The following is a 16545-nucleotide window of genomic DNA, read 5'->3' as shown; positions in this document are numbered from 1 at the left end:
TGCCGAGACGCGGTTCGTCGCTCTGCTCTTTCCGAACGTGACGCAGCTGGACCTGACGGGCCCCGTGCAATTGTTCTCACGCCTGCCCGGCGCCACGGTCGACCTCGCCTGGCACACGCTCGACCCGGTCCCGACGGACGCCGGCTTCTCGATCGTGCCGACCGTCACGTTCGCCAACGCGCCCCAGGCCGACGTCATCATGGTGCCGGGCGGCCAGGGCGCGTTCGACCTCCTCGACGACGAGGCCGCGCTGCAGTTCGTGCGAAGGCAAGCTGCGGGCGCGCGCTATGTGACCAGTGTCTGCACCGGAGCCTTCGTCCTCGGCGCCGCCGGGCTGCTCGAGGGACGGCGTGCGACCACCCACTGGGCGACTCACGCCCTGCTCGACCTCGTTGGTGCGATCCCGGAACAAGCGCGCGTCGTCCGAGACGGCAACGTCATCACGGGCGGCGGCGTCACCAGCGGCATCGATTTCGCCCTCGTCGTCGCCGCGGAGCTCTTCGGCAGCGACGCAGCGCGTCGCGTTCAGCTCACCATGGAGTACGACCCACATCCGCCCTTCGACGCAGGGTCACCCGACCGGCCTGAGGCGGACCAGACACAAGTCGAGGAGGCGCGGGCCGCCGCGCGCCGACAACGAGAACCAGTCATCCGACGAGCGGCAGCCCGACTCAACACCAGTCACGCTCCCTGAGCCGAAGCAGATCTGGCGCGGTTGAAGACCCTGCTCACGACCCGGTCGATCAGCGCCGCGTCGTCAGCATCACGGGCGTCCGAGGCACGCCGCACACGGTGGTCACCCCTCACTGACGGCGCGACGCAACCGCGCGGACCGGACCGAGAGCCATACCGCGAGACCGACCACGGCGGCCGCGACCACCACATGCAGCGGCGTCAGTGCGTCGATGTGCAAGGTGGAGATCGCGTGGCCCAGCAGCCACTGGACGACGGTCACCGCGAAGTAGGCCGCGGTCGCGAGCCACAGCCCTCGGACGTCCCGGAGGCGGGCGAACGCGACGACGGCCGCGAGCAGGGCGAACACCATCACCGGGTACGCGCCGAAGCCGTGCAGGTTCGTCCACAGCTCCCGCGCGCCATCCGGGATGTCATCGGTGATGAACTCGCCCGAGGTGAAGTACTGGAACACCACGAACAGCGCGCTGATCCCGATCGAGATGGCGTAGGCGCGACGGACGCCTGCCGTGATGACGACGGGGGTGCTGCGGGCGTGGATCTGGTCGGTCGTCATCGGTGTGTCGTGATTCCTTGCGTCAGGTGGCCAGCGGCAGCACCGTCGATGCTGTCGTCCGAATGTGGCGGCCCACCACCAAGAAGGTGCCAAGACCCGCGTATCTCACGGCGTGCGGGCAGAGCGCATGCAGCCTTCGGGGGTGCGTGGAGTCGGGTCAGGCGTCGGCGTCCTCACGGAGGGCGCCGTTGATGGCGCGGATCCGCAGGGTCGTCCGCACGGCGATGAACGCGCACAGCAGATCCGCGAGCAGCAGCCAGAGGGACGCCCTGCCGGCGGCCAGCAGCACGATGCTCGCGACGCCGACGAGGACGAACGCGGCCAGTGCCACCCAGCTCGCGGCGCGCGCTCGGCGCAATCCGCGGTCTCGCTGCTCCGGGCTCGACCAGGTCATCCGGACATCGTGCACCCCGCGATATCGTCCGCACATGAGCGAAGCGAGCGCGTCGCCTCCTGGTGGCTCCCGCGGTCGCCGCTTCGGCGAGGACGAGCGGCGGGCCGTGCTCGATCGCGCCGCCGCCCGGTACATGCTGCACGGCTACACCGAGACGTTCAACGACGGCCATCAGGCCGTGCTCGTCAAGCGGCAGCAGGTCAACGTGCCCCTGAACCTGGCGCTCACGATCATCACGGGCGGGTTCTGGCTGGTCGTCCTCGCACTGCGGCTGCTGAACTGGCCGACCGACCGGGCGGTGCTGACCGTCGATGCGGCGGGGGAGCTGAGCGGCGAGTTCTCCTCCTAGCCGGCGGAGCAGCCCGCGGGCTCACCTCGTCGTTCAGGACCGCCCGGGTACGACCAGCTCGATGCTCGTGAGCCGCTCCGACTCGCGGATCAGGAGGCGTTGCAGCTCGCGGTTGCGGGATGTGCGGCTCGATCCGACCACGATGGGTGCGCCGCGCACCTCGGCGAGCCCGGCGGGCCCGACGAAGGAGCCGCCGGCGAGATCGGGTGCGGTCGCGGCCAGCAGCGTCGGCAGCACGCCCGCCGCCGCCGACTGCCCGAAGCCGTGCAGGATCGCCTCCGAGACGGCGGTCACCGGCGCCGGGACGTTGATGTGCCGGGTCAGGTCGGTGCCGGCCATCCCCGGATGCGCCGCCATCGCGCGCAGCGGCGACCGCGCCTCGGCGAAGCGCGACTGCAGATCGAACGCGAACATCAGGTCGGCGAGCTTCGAGTCCGCATAGGCGGCCCACCGGGAGTAGCGCCGGCGATGACGGTTGAGGTCGTCGAGCACGAGCCGGCCCCCGTAGTGCGCGAGGCTCGAGGTCATCACGACGCGGTCCGTGAGGTGGGGGAGCAGCAGCGCGGTCAGTGCGAACGCGCCGAGGTAGTTCGTCGCGAACTGCAGCTCGAACCCCTCCGCGGTGCGCGACTCGTCCGGCGCCATCACCCCGGCGTTGTTGATCAGCACGTCGATGCGGTCGGGCGCCGCCGCGGCGAAGGCGCGGACCGACTCGAGCGAGCTGGTGTCGACCAGCCGCACCTCGGTGCTGCCGGCGATCCGGGAGGCGGCGTCCTTCGCCTTCTCCTCGTTCCTGCAGGCGAGCACCACGTGCGCGCCCGCTGCAGCGAGTCGCTTCGCCGCCTCGAAGCCCAGCCCGCTGTCGGCGCCGGTGATCACGACGGTGCGGCCGGACTGGTCGGGCACGCGGAAGGAGTCGGGGGAGACCATCCGCCTTTCGTACGCGACGGACCTGGACGGCGTTCGGAGCTGCGTCCAGGTCGACAGCAGGACCCGCTGGCGCGTACACCAGCGATGTCCACGAGCACTTCCGGCACGCGGAAAGGCGACCATCCCGTTTTGACCTGCCCGGGAAACCCATGGCACCCTCGCACCACTTGCTGAGGAACCGGCCGTCGAGGACAGCCGGACACCCCCTCCTCGGCCGACCACCTGCCCGACGCGGCCACGCCCAGCGCTGCCCCCACACCGCGTCGAGTCGATCGTTCGTTCCATCAGGGTGGGCAGCGCCGTGTCGAATCCCGGGGACGGGGCGAGCGGGGGCGGACCCGCCGGAGCACGGACCCATGCACCTCCCGACCCTTCGTCATGCCCTCGCGGGACTCGCCGCGACCACGCTCGTGCTCGGCAGCGTCGTCGCCGGCGCCGCACCCGCAGAAGCGGCCCCGACCTCCACCTGGAACCGGCTCGCGCAGTGCGAGGCCAGCGGCAACTGGCACATCAACACCGGCAACGGCTACTACGGCGGTCTCCAGTTCAGCATGGGTACCTGGCGGGCCCACGGAGGCAGCGGGAACCCGGCTCGCGCCACCAAGACCCGGCAGATCGCGATCGGCGAGAAGGTCCGCCGCAGCCAGGGCTGGGGCGCCTGGCCCTCCTGCTCGAAGCGACTCGGCCTGCGCTGACCGGCGGCGCTCGACCGGCTTCCGGCGCGCGGAAGCCCGCGCAGCGTCCGGCGAGTGCCGTGGCACCCTCGATCCGCCCCGGGGGAACCGGCGATCAGGAACCGCTGCGAATCCCTCCTCCGCGGGTTACTGCCCGGTACGGCCACGCCTCACGCTGCCCACAGACCGCACCGACCATTCCGTCCGTTCTTCCCAGGGTGGGCAGCGACGCGTCGAGCCCCAGGGATGGGACGAGCGCAGGCGGTCCCGCTGGAGCACGTAGCCATGAAGATCCTGACCAACACCCGTGCCGTTCTGTCGGGCCTCGCCGTGGCGGGCATCGCCACCGCCGGCATCGCTCTCGGCGCAGCACCCGCCCACGCCGCCCCGACCAGCGTCTGGGACCGCGTCGCCGCCTGCGAGTCCGGCGGCGACTGGGCCACGAACACCGGCAACGGCTACTACGGCGGGCTGCAGTTCAGCCTGGCCACGTGGCGCGGCTACGGCGGCTCCGGCAACCCGGCCGACGCCGGCAAGGCGACCCAGATCGCGGTCGCGGAGAAGGTGCTCGCGGGCCAGGGGTGGGGCGCCTGGCCGGTCTGCTCGGTGCAGGCCGGCGCGACCGGCTCATCGAGCTCCGCCGGCTCGTCGTCCTCCTCCGGTTCGACGAGCTCGTCGTCGTCCTCCCGCACGTCCGTCACGGTCGAGGCGCCCGTCGCCGCAGCGACCGAGCGCCCGGCCGCGGTCGAGACGACCGGGGAGACCTACACGGTCAAGCCCGGCGACTCGCTGTCGATCATCGCGAAGCGGCTCGACATCGACGCGGGGTGGCAGCGCCTCTGGGCCGCGAACCCGACGGTGTCCGACGCCGACCTGATCGTCGTCGGGCAGCAGCTGCAGCTCCCCGCCTGACGCGGAGCGACCGCCGCCGGAGGGGCTCCTCAGGGCTCCTCCGGTGGTGCCGGCCGCTCGGCAGGGGCGCTCAGTACCAGTACGGCACGTGGCTCGTCTCGAAGCTCAGCGCACCGCACGGCGAGGAATACCGGGCCTGGATGTACCCGAGGCCCCAGTCGATCTGCGTCCTCGAGCTGGTGGTCCAGTCGCCGCCCGCGGCCGCCATCTTCGAGGCAGGCAGCGCCTGCGGGATCCCGTAGGCGCCGGAGGAGGCGTTGTAGGCGTTCCAGCTCCACCCCGACTCGATGTTCCAGAGCCGGGTGAGGCAGGACATCTGGCCGCCGCTCCACCCGTACGCCCCGAGCCGGGACGCCGCGTAGGCCTGCGCTCCCGCCGACGACAGCGAGTCGGGACCGGACGCGATCCCGCCGAGGCCCGTGCCACCGCTCGTCGCTCCGGCCGCCGCTGCTGCCGCCTTCGCCCGCCGAGCCGAGACGTACGACGCCTGCAGCGACGACGACGTGGCGGACAGGCTCGCGAGCTGCGCCTGCAGGGTCGCGCGCTGCGACTCCGTCCGACGCACCTGGCGGTCGGCCGCCTGCTGCGCCGCCTTCGCCACGTTCGACGCGGACTGCGCCTCCACGGCCAGGCCGTCGCGGACAGCGGCCTGCGCAGCCGCCTGGTCGCCGAGCGCCTTCGACTCCCGCTCCTCCACCACCGCCTGCGTGAGCAGGGCGCTGGACGCATCGCCGATCTGCGCGAGCGCGCCGAGCCGGTAGAGCAGGGAGCCGGAACCGCGCCCCGACAACCAGACCGTCAGCTCCGGGTCCCCGCCGCGGGACAGCTGCGTCGCGACGGTCGCGGCCGTGCGCCTCGCGGACTTCGCCGTGCCTGCTGCGGCCTTCGTCTGCGACTCGAGCCGGTCGGAGACCTGCTGCGCGGCCCGGAGGCGGTTCGTGGCGGCCGTCGACGCCGCGGCCTTCTGCAGCGCGACCGTACCGAGTCGGGCCGCCGCGTCCTGGAGGCCGTCGAGCGCCTTCTGGATCGTGGCGACCTCAGCGGCCTTCGCCGCCACGCTCCGCTTGGCGGCCTGCACCTCCGCCCAGGTGGGGTCGTCGGCGTACGCCGCCGTCGGCGCCAGCCCGACTCCCAGCAGGGTGAGCGCGAGGACGAGTGCGACGATCGACACCCTCCCTCGCCGCGCCTGCACCGGGACAGGGTAGGCGCGGGGCGGACACCGCCCGATCGGCGCGCGGTGGTCAGGCGTAGGTCTTCAGGACGTGCCAGCCGCCGTCGAAGGCGATCACGTCGAAGACGAGGCTCTCACCGTCGTGCGCGCAGGTGCCCTGGAACCGCCAGCCGTGCACGGGGAGCGGGTGCGTCAGCGCGGGGGCGAGCGCGTCCTCGAGCGGCGTGGGCAGGTCGGTGACCCGGTAGGTGCGCGCGTGCCAGCGCAGCAGCACGGGCCGGCCGCGGGTGCCGGTCACGAGATCGGCGTCCTGCTCCGGCGCGACGGCGCTCCGCGACATGCGCACCTCCTCCAATTCGAACTGGTGTTCGATGCGGGAACGGTACGCCCTCCCTTCGAGAGTGGCAAGACGGACACGCCTTACCGTGTCGGCATGGTCACCATCGCGCCCTACGGGCAGTGGCGCTCGCCGCTCACCGCCGAGTCCGCCGCCGCCGGCAGTCACGCCCCCGATTCCGCGCGATTCGTCGGCGACGAGGTCTGGTGGGCGGAGCCGGTCGCCGCCGAGCGCCGCGTCGCGCTGCTGCGCTCGGTCGACGGCGTCGTGGAGGCCGTGCTGCCCGCGCCCTGGAACGTCCGGACCGCCGTGCACGAGTACGGGGGAGGAGCCTGGACGGCGATCGACACCGCGGTCGTGTTCTCGCACCTCGCCGACGGGCGCCTCTACCGGCTCGACGGGCCGCTGCTCGACCCCGTCCCGCTGACGCCGGAGGTCGCCGGCGTCGCGTACGGCGGCCTCGTGCCGGCCGGCCGATCGGTCCTCGCGATCCGCGAGACCCACACCGGCGACGGGCCCTCCGAGGTCGAACGGGACCTGGTGCTGGTCCCTCTCGACGCCTCCGGTGCCGTCGAGGCGAGCGCGATCACGAGCGTCGTCGCGGGCTCGCGGTTCCTCGCGCAGCCCCGGATCAGCCCCGACGGCGACCGCATCGCCTGGATCGCGTGGGACCACCCGAACATGCCGTGGGACGGCACCGAGCTGCGGGTCGGCGACCTCGTGGACGGGCACGTCGAGTCCTGGCGCACGCTGCTCGGCGGCCCCCGCGAATCGGTCCTGCAGCCCGAGTGGCTGCCCGGAGGGGGACTCGCGGCGATCACCGACCGCAGCGGCTGGTGGAACCTCGTCCGCGTCGACCCCGACGGCGATGCCGCGCCCGTGAGCCTGCTCGCGGCCGAGCGGGAGACCGGCGGCCCGCTCTGGGTGCTCGGCACCCGCTGGTACCTGCCGCTTCCCGACGGCCGGATCCTGCTCACCTCCACCTTCGGGAGCGAGGACCAGCTGCTCCTCGATCCCGCGGACGGCAGCACGACCGTGCTGCGCTCCGACCGGTCGGCGACCTCGTGGGAGGACCTGCGGAGCGGCCGCGCGCTCCTGATCGACCAGTCCGCCGTCGACCCCGAGTCCCTCTGGTCCTTCGACGTGGCCGGCGGCGGCTTCACCCTGCAGCGCAGCGGCGTCGACGACCTGCCGCTCGACGTCTTCCCCGAAGCGGAGCTGCTCGAGGTCGACGGCGTGCACGCCGTCGTCTACGGCCCCCGCAACCCCGCGTTCCGCGCGCCGGACGGGGAGCTGCCGCCGTTCGTCGCGTTCGTGCACGGCGGTCCGACATCGCAGGCCGGGGTCCGGGTGAACCCGGCGATCGCGTACTACACGAGCCGCGGCATCGGCGTGGTCGACGTGGACTACGGCGGCTCGACCGGCTACGGCCGTTCGTACCGCGAGCGGCTGACCGGCCGGTGGGGCGTCGTCGACGTGCAGGACGTGGTCACCGTGGTGCGCGGGCTCGCCGATCGGGGCGTCGCCGACGGCGCCCGGCTCGCGATCGAGGGCGGTTCCGCGGGAGGCTGGACGGTGCTCGCCGCGCTCACCGGGACCGACGTCTTCGCCGCGGGCGTCTCCCGGTACGGCGTCGCCGACGCGGTCGCGCTCGCCACGGACACCCACGACTTCGAGTCCCGCTACCTGGACGGGCTGATCGGCCCGTATCCGGAGGCGGAGGCGCTGTACCGCGAGCGCGCACCGATCAACCACGTCGACGGGCTGTCGGCACCCGTCCTCCTGCTGCAGGGCCTCGACGACCGGATCGTGCCGCCGGCGCAGTCGCGGCTGTTCCGCGACGCGCTCGCCGCGCGGCACATCCCGCACGCGCTCATCGAGTACCCGGGGGAGGGGCACGGGTTCCGCGGCAGGGAGGCGCAGATCTCCTCCCGCGAGGCCGCGCTCTCCTTCTACGGCCAGGTGCTCGGCTTCGTCCCGCCCGACGTCCCGCTGCTGCCCCTTTCATGAATCCGGGGATCCGGCGTCGAAGCCGCCGGATCCCCGGATCCGTGAACACCAGGGGGAAGGTCTGAGCGCGCCGCGGCGTTGCCCCCGACGACCGTCGAGGAAGAGGACCCCTGTGACCGATACCGCCACCGCACCCGCCCCCACCGCTGCCGAGCGCCTCGACCGCTTCCGTGCCGCGCGGCAGCAGTCGGTGCAGACCGCGAACGGCTTCCTCGCGCTCGTGAACACGCAGTGGGTGGCGGAGGAGCAGACGATCTGGGGCGTCCCGGGTACCTGGGCGCCGCGTCCGGTGGGCGAGTCGGGTCTGCTCGTGACCGCGGCCGCTGTCGACGGCATCACCGTCGACGGCGCGATCGTCGACGGCACCGTGGCCGTGCGCGGCAAGGACGACCCCGAGCCCTCGTCGATCGTGTTCGACGACCACACCTCCGGCACCGTGATCCGCGGCGAGGACGGGCAGTACGCGCTCCGCGTCTGGGACGCGACGTCGGAGGCGATCAGGGACTTCGGCTCGATCAGCACCTTCGACCACGATCCCGACTGGGTCGTCAGCGGCACGTTCACGCCGAACCCGGCCGGCACCACGCTCGGGTTCTCGCACATCAAGGACGACGGCGCGACCCGTGAGCTGCCCGTTCCCGGTGACATCGCCGTGACCATCCGCGGTGCGGAGTACCGCATCGCCGCGTTCAAGGACGGGCGCCGGCTGCAGCTCGTGTTCGCGGACGAGACGAGCGACGTCGACACGTACGGTGTCGGCCGTTTCCTCTTCATCGCGCCGAACCCCGACGGCACGATCACGCTCGACTTCAACTACGCGGTCCTCCCGCCGTGCGCGTTCAGCTACAACTTCAACTGCCCGATGCCCCCGAAGCAGAACCGGTTCCCCTTCCGCATCGAGGCGGGGGAGAAGCAGGTCCTGGGCAAGGACGGCGAGCTGCTGCACGGCTGACCGCTTCGACCCGGTGTCGGAGGTGCGTCCTACCGTCACGGCATGGCAGCAGCGACGGAGGCGGTGACGCGCGAGCGCACCGTCGTGGTGCAGCACACGGTCGACGGCCACCGCCTCCTCCTGGACGGAGCGGGGGAGGAGGTCGCACCCGATCGGTTCGCGGAGGCGGTCGCTCGGGCGGAGATCGCCTCACCGCGCTGGGTGTGGGACACGGCCGAGGTGTATCCCGCACTGCTCGGATCCGGTGTCCGGGTGTCCAGGGCGTGGGATGTGCGCCTCGCAAGGGCCCTGCTTCGCCGCGCGGCCGGGACCTCGGGCGCGATCGCCGCGCTGCCGGCCGACGGCTGGGACGACGCTGCTGCGATCCCCGACGACGGTGCCCTCCCGATCGACCTCGGCGACGCCCTCGACGTCGCGGCGGAGTTCGCGCGTCAGCAGCAGGAGGTCGCGTCGTCCTCCCGTCCCGGTGCGTTGCGCCTGCTCATCACCGCCGAGTCCGCCGGCGCGCTCGCGGCCGCCGAGATGCGGCACGGCGGCCTGCCGTGGCGCAGGGACGAGCACGAGCGCCTGCTCGCCGACCTCCTCGGCCCGCGTGTCCCGGCGGACCGGCGCCCCGTCGCGCTCGAGCGGCTGGCCGTCGACATCCGTGTCGCGCTCGGCGCACCGGCGCTGAACCCCGACTCGGCGGCCGAGCTGTCGCGGGCGTTGCGTGCCGCGGGCATCGAGGTCGACAGCACGCGCGCTTCGGAGCTGCGACATGTCGACCACCCGGTCGTCGCGCCGCTGCTCGAGTACAAGAAGCTCGCCCGGCTCCATCAGGCCAACGGCTGGAACTGGCTCGACACCTGGGTGACGGGCGGCCGCTTCCGACCGGACTACATCGTGGGCGGCGTCGTCACCGGCCGCTGGGCCACCAGGAACAGCGGCGCGATGCAGCTGCCGAAGCAGATCCGCTCGGCGGTCGTCGCCGATCCGGGATGGAGGCTCGTCGTCGCCGACGCCGCGCAGCTCGAGCCCCGCGTCCTCGCCGGGCTGGCCCATGACCGCGCGATGGCCGAGGCGGGTCACGGCCGGGACCTCTACGCCGGCATCGTCGCGAGCGGTGCCGTCGCGACCCGCACCGCTGCCAAGGTCGGCATGCTCGGCGCCCTCTACGGCGCCACCAGCGGTGAGGGCGGTCGGCTCGTCCCGCGGCTCGCCCAGCGATTCCCCCGTGCGCTCGCCCTCGTCGAGCGTGCGGCGCGGGAGGGCGAGCGCGGGGGTGCCGTGTCCACCCTGCTCGGGCGGGCGACCCCACCGGTGTCCGACCGGCAGCGGGCGATCGAGCAGGACGCGGCCGTGCTCGACGCGGACGAGCGGACCCTCCGGCAGGCTCGCTCGATGGCACGCGACCGCGGGCGGTTCACCCGCAACTTCGTCGTGCAGGGCACCGCTGCCGAATGGGCGCTCTGCTGGCTCGCCGACCTGCGGCGACAGCTGTGGGACCTCGCCGACGGGCCGTTGACCGCACGGCCGCACCTCGTCTACTTCCTCCACGACGAGGTCATCGTGCACACGCCGGCCCGGCTCGCGGACGACGTCGCAGCCGCGGTGACGCGCGCGGCGCGATCGGCCGGTCGGCTGCTGTTCGCGGACTTCCCGATCGACTTCCCGCTCGACGTCGCCGTCGTCGAGCGCTACGCCGACGCGAACTGAGTGCGCCGTTCAGGCGATACCGGTTCGCTCACCTCCATGACGCAACGCTCCGTGACGCAACACCGTGCACGACAGGTGGTCGCACCTCGCTACGGCGGGCCCGAGGTGCTCGAGACGATCGAGGTGGACGTGCCGCCGGCGGGACCGGGCGAGGTCACCGTCGAGGTCCGCGCGGTCGGCGTGAACCCCACGGATTACAAGGGGTTCTCCGGCCGGATGTCGAGCGACCCCGCCGCGCTGCCGATCCGGCCGGGGTACGAGGTCGCCGGCGTCGTGACCGCGCTGGGCGCCGACACCGAGCTCGCCTCCGGCGGGGGAGCGGTCGGCGACGAGGTGCTCGCGTTCCGGACACCGGGCGGCGGCTACAGCTCCGCGATCACGCTCGCCGCCGCCGACGTCTTCGCGAAACCGGCCACTCTCGGCTTCCCGGAGGCGGCGAACCTGCTGCTGGCCGGATCGACCGCCGCCGACATGCTCAGGGTCGTCCCGCCGACGGCCGGAGCGACCGTGCTGGTGCACGGCGCCTCCGGAGCGGTCGGCGTGCTGCTCCTCCAGCTGCTGCGCACCCGCGGCGTCCATGCGGTCGGGACGGCGAGCCCGTCGAGGTCCGACGAGGTGCGGCGGTTCGGCGGCGACCCCGTGACCTACGGCGACGGGCTCGAGGACCGGGCGCGCGCACTCGCACCGCAGGGGTTCGACGCCGCGTACGACTGCGTGGGCACCGACGAGGCCGTCGACGTCTCGCTCGCGCTCGTCCCGAAGGAGCGGTTCGTGACCATCGCCGCCCAGGCGCGTGCGCACCGGGACGGGTTCGCCGCGGTCGGCGGTCGCGACCCCGAGAGCGCCGCTTTCCGGGACAGCGTTCGAGCCGAGCTGATCGCCCTCGCGGGCTCGGGCGACCTCGTCGTCCCGGTCGCCGGCACCTACCCCCTCGACCGCGCAGCGGAAGCGCTGACACGCCTGGCCGATGGACATCCGGGCGGCAAGATCGCCCTGATTCCGTGATCGGGCGGGCGACCCCGCGCACTGGGGTCGTCCGCGGCGCGCCGGAGACCGCCCGATCCGGTTGAGTTCCCGGCGTGTCGTCGGGCATACTTCCCGGGAGCCGAATAGGCCCGCGCTAATTTCATAGAGGTGGCATCGGGGTTCAACCGTTCACCACAGATCGTTGGGGAAGACGTATCTGTTCGAACGGAGGACGAATCCATGGTCACCTCAGTCGCCCGTGGCGTGCTGTACGTGCACTCGTCACCGCGAGCACTCTGCCCTCACGTGGAGTGGGCGGCCGGTCACGCGATCGGTCGACCCGTCAACTTCTCGTGGACGGATCAGCCTGTGCTGCGCGGTTCGCAGCGCACCGATTACTACTGGGAGGGTGCGCCGGGCACCGGCGCCGCCATCGCCTCGAAGCTGCGCGGGTGGGAGCACCTGCGCTTCGAGGTCACCGAGGACCCCCGCGACGGCGTCGACGGCAGCCGCTGGCTGCACACGCCCGACCTCGGGATCTTCCACGCGCAGACCGACGCGGCCGGCAACATCGTCGTCGCAGAGGACCGGATCCGCGCCGCGATGGACGCCGCAGGCACCAGCGCGATCGAGATGCACCGAGAGCTCCGGCTCGCGCTCGGGCAGGCGTGGGACGACGAGCTGGAGCCGTTCCGGCACGCGATCGGCACCTCGTCCGTCACCTGGCTGCACCGCTCGGCGGTCTGAGCGATGGCCACGCCGGATTCGAATCACCAAGATGTAATTCATCGGCGTGTCACTCCCGCCGAACGGTCCGAAGTTCAGTAACTTCTTCCTGTCCGCTGGTGCGACTTTCAGTGTTCGGGCTGTATGGGTAGCGGCCCTCGAACCTCAGCATCGTGCGGCAGAAGAGCCCCCGTCCGGATGGGTACCGGTACGGGGGCTCTTCCTTGCTTATGGACCTTCGATCCGCGGGCGGATCGAAGGTCTGTGCCGCCTCGTCGGCCGTGGACCGGCCGCCGACGGGCGGCGGTTGCACCGCGCCGCACTCCGTTGGTCGAGGTGCGAGCGCAGCGAGCCTCGAGCGATGTCCTGAGGCTCTCGAAGGGACCACCCGACGGGTCAGGCGTCGAAGGCGCCTTCGGCGTCCCAGCGCTCGAGGTCGGCGAGCCAGGCGATCGCGGTGCCGTCGGAGGGGGCCCTCCAGTCGCCGCGCGGCGACAGCGACCCGCCGGCCAGCACCTTCGGGCCGTTCGGCATCGCCGAGCGCTTGAACTGCGCGAACGCGAAGAAGCGGCGGTAGAACACCTCCAGCCACCGCCGGATCTCGGGCAGGTCGTATGCGACGCGCTTCGTCTCCGGGAAGTTCGGCGGCCACGAGCCCGCCTCCGCGTCCCGCCAGGCATGCCAGGCGAGGAATGCGATCCGGCCGGGACGGAACCCGTACCGCAGCACGTGGAAGAGCGCGAAGTCCTGCAGCGCGTACGGGCCGACCTTCGACTCCGTCGACTGGAGCACCTCCCCGGGCACCAGCTCGGGGCTGATCTCCGTGTCGAGGATCCGGCCGAGCGTCGCGTCGACCTCCGGGTCGAAGGATCCGGTGCTGATCACCCAGCGGATCAGGTGCTGGATGAACGTCTTCGGGATGCCGCCGTTGACGTTGTAGTGGCTCATCTGGTCGCCGACGCCGTAGGTGGACCAGCCGAGGGCCAGCTCGGACAGATCACCGGTGCCCAGCACGATCCCGCCGCGCTGGTTCGCGATCCGGAACAGGTAATCGGTGCGCAGTCCCGCCTGCACGTTCTCGAACGTGACGTCGTAGATCGGCTCGCCGTCGCCGAACGGGTGACCCAGCTCCTGCAGCATCGTCGTCGCGGTCGGCCGGATGTCGACCTCGCCCATGGTCACGCCGAGCGAGGTCATCAGCGACCTCGCGTTCCCGCTCGTCTCGTCGCCCGTCGCGAAGCCGGGGAGGGAGAACGCCAGGATGTCCGTGCGGGGGCGACCGGTGCGGTCCATCGCCTGCGCCGCGACGAGCAGCGCCTGCGTGGAATCGAGCCCTCCGGACACCCCGATGACCACCTTCGGCCGCCCGATCGCCTCCAGCCGCTGCACGAGGCCGGCGACCTGGATGTTGTACGCCTCGTAGCAGTCCTGCGCGAGCCGTGCGGGATCGGCGGGGACGAACGGGAAGCGCTCCACCGGCCGCCGGAACCCGATGTCGGTCAGCACGGGGTGCAGCTCGAAGGGGACGCGTCGGAACTGCCCGACCCGCGCTGCGTGGGTGCGCCGGTTGTCGTCGAAGCTGCCCATCCGCATCCGCTCCTGCCGCAGCAGGTCGAGGTCGACGTCGGCGACCGCGATGCGATCCGAATCCGGGAAGCGATCCTCCGCGGCGAGCAGGGCGCCGTTCTCGTAGATCAGCGTCTGGCCGTCCCACGCCAGGTCGGTCGTCGACTCGCCGCGCCCGGCCGCCGCGTAGACGTAGGCGGCGACGCAGCGCGCCGACGCCGAGCGCACCAGCAGCTCCCGATCCTCCGCACGGCCGACCGTGATCGGGCTGCCGGAGAGGTTCGCGAGCACCGTCGCCCCGGCGAGCGCGGCCTCGGCGCTCGGGGGGATCGGCACCCACAGGTCCTCGCAGATCTCGGCGTGCAGCACGAGGCCGGGGAGGTCGATCGCCTCGAACAGGAGGTCGGGCCCGAACGGCACCTGCGCGGCGCCGATGCGGATCGTGCCGCCTCGGCGGTCGTCGCCGGCGGTGATCTGCCGGCGCTCGTAGAACTCGCGGTAGTTCGGGAGGTACGACTTCGGCGCGACGCCCAGCACCGCGCCCCGGTGCACGACGACGGCGCAGTTGAACAGCCGGCCGTCGTGCCGCAGCGGGGCGCCGACGACCAGGACGCTCTGCAGCGCGGAGCTCGCGGCCACGACCCGCTCGAGGGCCGCGTCGACGGCGTCGAGCAGGGCGTCCTGCAGCAGCAGGTCGTCGATCGAGTAGCCGGAGAGGCCCAGCTCGGTGAACACGGCGACATCGACGCCGTCGGCGTCGCACCGATCCGCCATCGCGAGCACCGTGTCGGCGTTGGCGAGCGGATCGCCGATCGCGATCTCGCCTGTGCAGGCGGCGATCCGCGCGAAGCCGTGCTCGTGGATCGAACGGAACTCCATGGTCGTCCTCCTCCGCCGCGTGGGCGCCGCCTCAGGCGGTCGCGAAGACCGTGACCGCGTTGTGGCCGCCGAACCCGAAGGAGTTGCTGAGCGCGATGACCTCGCCCGTCGGCAGGGCACGAGGTGCAGTGACGACGTCGAGCGGGATCTCCGGATCGGGGTCCGTGAGGTTGATCGTGGGGGGAGCGATCCGCTCCCGCAACGCCGTCACCGTGAACACCGCTTCGATGGCGCCCGCTGCGCCGAGGAGGTGCCCGGTTGCGGCCTTCGTCGCGCTGACCGGGATCGCGTCCAGGTGGCTGCCGAACACCGCGCGCATCGAGGTGTACTCGGCGATGTCGCCGACCGGCGTGCTCGTCGCGTGCGCGTTGATGTGCGAGACGTCCTCCGGGGTCAGTCCCGCGTCCTCGAGCGCCAGCCGCATGGTGCGCGGAACCGACCCGCCCGGGTCAGGATCCGGCGCGCTGATGTGGAAGGCGTCGCTCGTGACCGCTCCGCCGAGGAGGCGGGCGTAGATCGTCGCGCCCCTCGCCTTCGCGTGGTCCTCGCGCTCGAGGATGAGCGCCGCGGCGCCCTCACCGAGCACGAACCCGTCGCGCCCGCTGTCGTAGGGCCGCGAGGCGAGCTCGGGAGCGTCGTTTCGCTTCGACAGCGCCTGCATCTGCCCGAACGCCGCGAGCGGCAGACCGTGCACGCACGCCTCCGTACCGCCGGCGATGATGACATCCGCATAGCCGAGCCGCAGGTGGTCGAGCGCGTTGCCGATCGCCTCGTTGCTCGACGCACACGCCGACACCACGGTGCGGGCGCCGGCACGCGCCCTGAACTCCATCTCGATCGCCGCCGCTGCGGCGTTCGGCATGAGCATCGGCACGGTCATCGGCGGCACCCGACGAGCGCCCTTCTCCTTCAGCGTGTCCCACGCCGTGAGCAGGGTCCAGAGGTTGCCGATGCCGGTCGCCCAGTCGACGCCGAGTCGCGCCGGGTCCACGTCGGGCGAACCCGCGTCGGCCCACGCCTCGCGGGTGGCGATCAGCGCGAACTGCGCGGCCCGATCGAGCCGCTTCGCCTCGATTCTGTCCAGGTGCTCCGCCGGCTCGGCGTGCGCCTGGGCGGCGAAGTGGGTCGACAGGCCCAGCTCCTGCACCCAGGGGTACTCGAGCGTCCGGGTGCCGGAGCGCCCGGCGAGGAGGGCCGTCCAGGAGTCGGACGCGTTGATACCGAGCGGCGAGAACGCGCCGATCCCGGTGACGACGATGTCTGGGGCAGCCATGGAGAGGAGGTGGAGCCTTCCGACGTCAGGACTGCGCTCAGGACTGAGCGGCGGTGATGAAGGTGACGGCGTCGCCGACGGTCTTGAGGTTCTTGACCTCTTCGTCCGGGATCTTCACGTCGAACTTCTCCTCCGCGTTGACGACGATGGTCATCATCGAGATGGAGTCGATGTCGAGGTCGTCGGTGAACGACTTCTCCAATTCGACCGTGTCGGTCGCGATGCCCGTCTCATCGCTGACGAGCTCGGCGAGGCCGGCGAGGACTTCTTCGGTGGACAGAGCCATGTGCGGGTCGTTCTCCTTGGTCTCACCGGCTCCGCGGCGTGCGGAACCGGACGACGATCAGTGTATTGGGGCGTGCATCGCCCGCCCCTTCGGCGGACTCGGACCGATCAGGGCAGGCGTACCACCTGGGCGCCGAACACGAGGCCGGCACCGAACCCGATCTGCAGGGCGAGCCC

General features: G+C 72.2%; 17 protein-coding genes. 9 read left to right on the top strand and 8 right to left on the bottom strand.

The features are described 5' to 3' along the window. Positions 1-694 (top strand): DJ-1/PfpI family protein (locus ACFE67_RS08600; RefSeq protein ID WP_375406461.1); only part of this gene is annotated, 694 nt, incomplete at its 5' end. 102 nt (positions 695-796) lie between these two features. Here the strand turns inward: ACFE67_RS08600 and ACFE67_RS08595 are convergent. Then, positions 797-1249 carry a hypothetical protein gene (locus tag ACFE67_RS08595; protein ID WP_375406460.1) on the bottom strand — a complete coding sequence of 151 codons (453 nt, stop codon included), beginning with the start codon at positions 1247-1249 and terminating at the stop codon, positions 797-799. Positions 1250-1406: 157 nt separating this feature from the next. Beyond that, complete coding sequence (locus ACFE67_RS08590; protein ID WP_375406459.1) at positions 1407-1643, bottom strand: hypothetical protein; 237 nt, start codon at positions 1641-1643, stop codon at positions 1407-1409. 34 nt (positions 1644-1677) lie between these two features. Here ACFE67_RS08590 and ACFE67_RS08585 point away from each other — a divergent pair, with 34 nt between their 5' ends. Next, positions 1678-1992 carry a hypothetical protein gene (locus ACFE67_RS08585; RefSeq protein WP_375406458.1) on the top strand — a complete coding sequence of 105 codons (315 nt, stop codon included), beginning with the start codon at positions 1678-1680 and terminating at the stop codon, positions 1990-1992. Between the two features lie 33 nt (positions 1993-2025). On the opposite strand, the gene ACFE67_RS08580 is transcribed toward ACFE67_RS08585, so the two are convergent. Next, a complete protein-coding gene (locus ACFE67_RS08580) occupies positions 2026-2922 on the bottom strand; it encodes an oxidoreductase (protein ID WP_375406457.1) in 897 nt (298 codons plus the stop codon). A 356-nt stretch (positions 2923-3278) separates the two neighbouring features. Between ACFE67_RS08580 and ACFE67_RS08575 the strand changes: the two genes are divergently transcribed. Together ACFE67_RS08575 and ACFE67_RS08570 are read left to right on the top strand one after the other, a co-directional pair. Then, entirely contained in the window at positions 3279-3617 is a 339-nt protein-coding gene (locus tag ACFE67_RS08575; protein WP_375406456.1) for a transglycosylase family protein, read from the top strand. 264 nt (positions 3618-3881) lie between these two features. Then, a complete protein-coding gene (locus ACFE67_RS08570) occupies positions 3882-4508 on the top strand; it encodes a transglycosylase family protein (RefSeq protein ID WP_375406455.1) in 627 nt (208 codons plus the stop codon). Between the two features lie 70 nt (positions 4509-4578). On the opposite strand, the gene ACFE67_RS08565 is transcribed toward ACFE67_RS08570, so the two are convergent. Further along, positions 4579-5700, bottom strand: a complete 1122-nt coding sequence (locus ACFE67_RS08565) for a hypothetical protein (RefSeq protein WP_375406454.1) — start codon at positions 5698-5700, stop codon at positions 4579-4581. Positions 5701-5749: 49 nt separating this feature from the next. After that, positions 5750-6019 carry a hypothetical protein gene (locus ACFE67_RS08560; protein WP_375406453.1) on the bottom strand — a complete coding sequence of 90 codons (270 nt, stop codon included), beginning with the start codon at positions 6017-6019 and terminating at the stop codon, positions 5750-5752. 93 nt (positions 6020-6112) lie between these two features. Here ACFE67_RS08560 and ACFE67_RS08555 point away from each other — a divergent pair, with 93 nt between their 5' ends. The 5 genes from ACFE67_RS08555 to ACFE67_RS08535 all read left to right on the top strand — a co-directional run bounded on the left by ACFE67_RS08555 (position 6113) and on the right by ACFE67_RS08535 (position 12386). Further along, entirely contained in the window at positions 6113-8026 is a 1914-nt protein-coding gene (locus ACFE67_RS08555) for a prolyl oligopeptidase family serine peptidase (RefSeq protein WP_375406452.1), read from the top strand. A 112-nt stretch (positions 8027-8138) separates the two neighbouring features. After that, positions 8139-8978, top strand: a complete 840-nt coding sequence (locus ACFE67_RS08550; protein WP_375406451.1) for a DUF1684 domain-containing protein — start codon at positions 8139-8141, stop codon at positions 8976-8978. Between the two features lie 42 nt (positions 8979-9020). After that, entirely contained in the window at positions 9021-10673 is a 1653-nt protein-coding gene (locus tag ACFE67_RS08545) for a bifunctional 3'-5' exonuclease/DNA polymerase (protein WP_375406450.1), read from the top strand. Positions 10674-10709: 36 nt separating this feature from the next. Next, the gene (locus ACFE67_RS08540) at positions 10710-11678 is read left to right on the top strand and encodes an NADP-dependent oxidoreductase (RefSeq protein ID WP_375406449.1); all 969 of its coding nucleotides are present in this window, start codon (positions 10710-10712) and stop codon (positions 11676-11678) included. A gap of 201 nt (positions 11679-11879) precedes the next feature. Beyond that, entirely contained in the window at positions 11880-12386 is a 507-nt protein-coding gene (locus tag ACFE67_RS08535) for a DUF3145 domain-containing protein (RefSeq protein ID WP_375406448.1), read from the top strand. A gap of 375 nt (positions 12387-12761) precedes the next feature. Here the strand turns inward: ACFE67_RS08535 and ACFE67_RS08530 are convergent, their stop codons facing one another. From ACFE67_RS08530 to ACFE67_RS08520, 3 genes are read right to left on the bottom strand one after another with little or no spacing between them, the layout of a single operon-like run. Beyond that, entirely contained in the window at positions 12762-14810 is a 2049-nt protein-coding gene (locus ACFE67_RS08530) for an NAD(+) synthase (RefSeq protein ID WP_375406447.1), read from the bottom strand. Positions 14811-14841: 31 nt separating this feature from the next. Beyond that, positions 14842-16083, bottom strand: a complete 1242-nt coding sequence (locus tag ACFE67_RS08525; RefSeq protein WP_375406446.1) for a beta-ketoacyl-[acyl-carrier-protein] synthase family protein — start codon at positions 16081-16083, stop codon at positions 14842-14844. A 37-nt stretch (positions 16084-16120) separates the two neighbouring features. After that, a complete protein-coding gene (locus ACFE67_RS08520) occupies positions 16121-16369 on the bottom strand; it encodes an acyl carrier protein (RefSeq protein WP_375406445.1) in 249 nt (82 codons plus the stop codon). Positions 16370-16545: the final 176 nt, after the last annotated feature.

Source organism: uncultured Amnibacterium sp. (assembly GCF_964244015.1).
Taxonomy (GTDB): Bacteria; Actinomycetota; Actinomycetes; order Actinomycetales; family Microbacteriaceae; genus Amnibacterium.
The sequence above is the reverse complement of the archived record's forward strand: the minus strand, read 5'-3'. Positions and strand labels throughout refer to the sequence as shown.

Excerpts from the sequence above, each read along its gene's own strand:
- ACFE67_RS08595 (WP_375406460.1), bottom strand. The coding sequence starts at position 1,249 with ATGACGACCGACCAGATCCACGCCCGCAGCACCCCCGTCGTCATCACG.
- ACFE67_RS08590 (WP_375406459.1), bottom strand. The coding sequence starts at position 1,643 with ATGACCTGGTCGAGCCCGGAGCAGCGAGACCGCGGATTGCGCCGAGCG.
- ACFE67_RS08585 (WP_375406458.1), top strand. The coding sequence starts at position 1,678 with ATGAGCGAAGCGAGCGCGTCGCCTCCTGGTGGCTCCCGCGGTCGCCGC.
- ACFE67_RS08580 (WP_375406457.1), bottom strand. The coding sequence starts at position 2,922 with ATGGTCTCCCCCGACTCCTTCCGCGTGCCCGACCAGTCCGGCCGCACC.
- ACFE67_RS08575 (WP_375406456.1), top strand. The coding sequence starts at position 3,279 with ATGCACCTCCCGACCCTTCGTCATGCCCTCGCGGGACTCGCCGCGACC.
- ACFE67_RS08570 (WP_375406455.1), top strand. The coding sequence starts at position 3,882 with ATGAAGATCCTGACCAACACCCGTGCCGTTCTGTCGGGCCTCGCCGTG.
- ACFE67_RS08560 (WP_375406453.1), bottom strand. The coding sequence starts at position 6,019 with ATGTCGCGGAGCGCCGTCGCGCCGGAGCAGGACGCCGATCTCGTGACC.
- ACFE67_RS08555 (WP_375406452.1), top strand. The coding sequence starts at position 6,113 with ATGGTCACCATCGCGCCCTACGGGCAGTGGCGCTCGCCGCTCACCGCC.
- ACFE67_RS08545 (WP_375406450.1), top strand. The coding sequence starts at position 9,021 with ATGGCAGCAGCGACGGAGGCGGTGACGCGCGAGCGCACCGTCGTGGTG.
- ACFE67_RS08540 (WP_375406449.1), top strand. The coding sequence starts at position 10,710 with ATGACGCAACGCTCCGTGACGCAACACCGTGCACGACAGGTGGTCGCA.
- ACFE67_RS08535 (WP_375406448.1), top strand. The coding sequence starts at position 11,880 with ATGGTCACCTCAGTCGCCCGTGGCGTGCTGTACGTGCACTCGTCACCG.
- ACFE67_RS08530 (WP_375406447.1), bottom strand. The coding sequence starts at position 14,810 with ATGGAGTTCCGTTCGATCCACGAGCACGGCTTCGCGCGGATCGCCGCC.
- ACFE67_RS08525 (WP_375406446.1), bottom strand. The coding sequence starts at position 16,083 with ATGGCTGCCCCAGACATCGTCGTCACCGGGATCGGCGCGTTCTCGCCG.
- ACFE67_RS08520 (WP_375406445.1), bottom strand. The coding sequence starts at position 16,369 with ATGGCTCTGTCCACCGAAGAAGTCCTCGCCGGCCTCGCCGAGCTCGTC.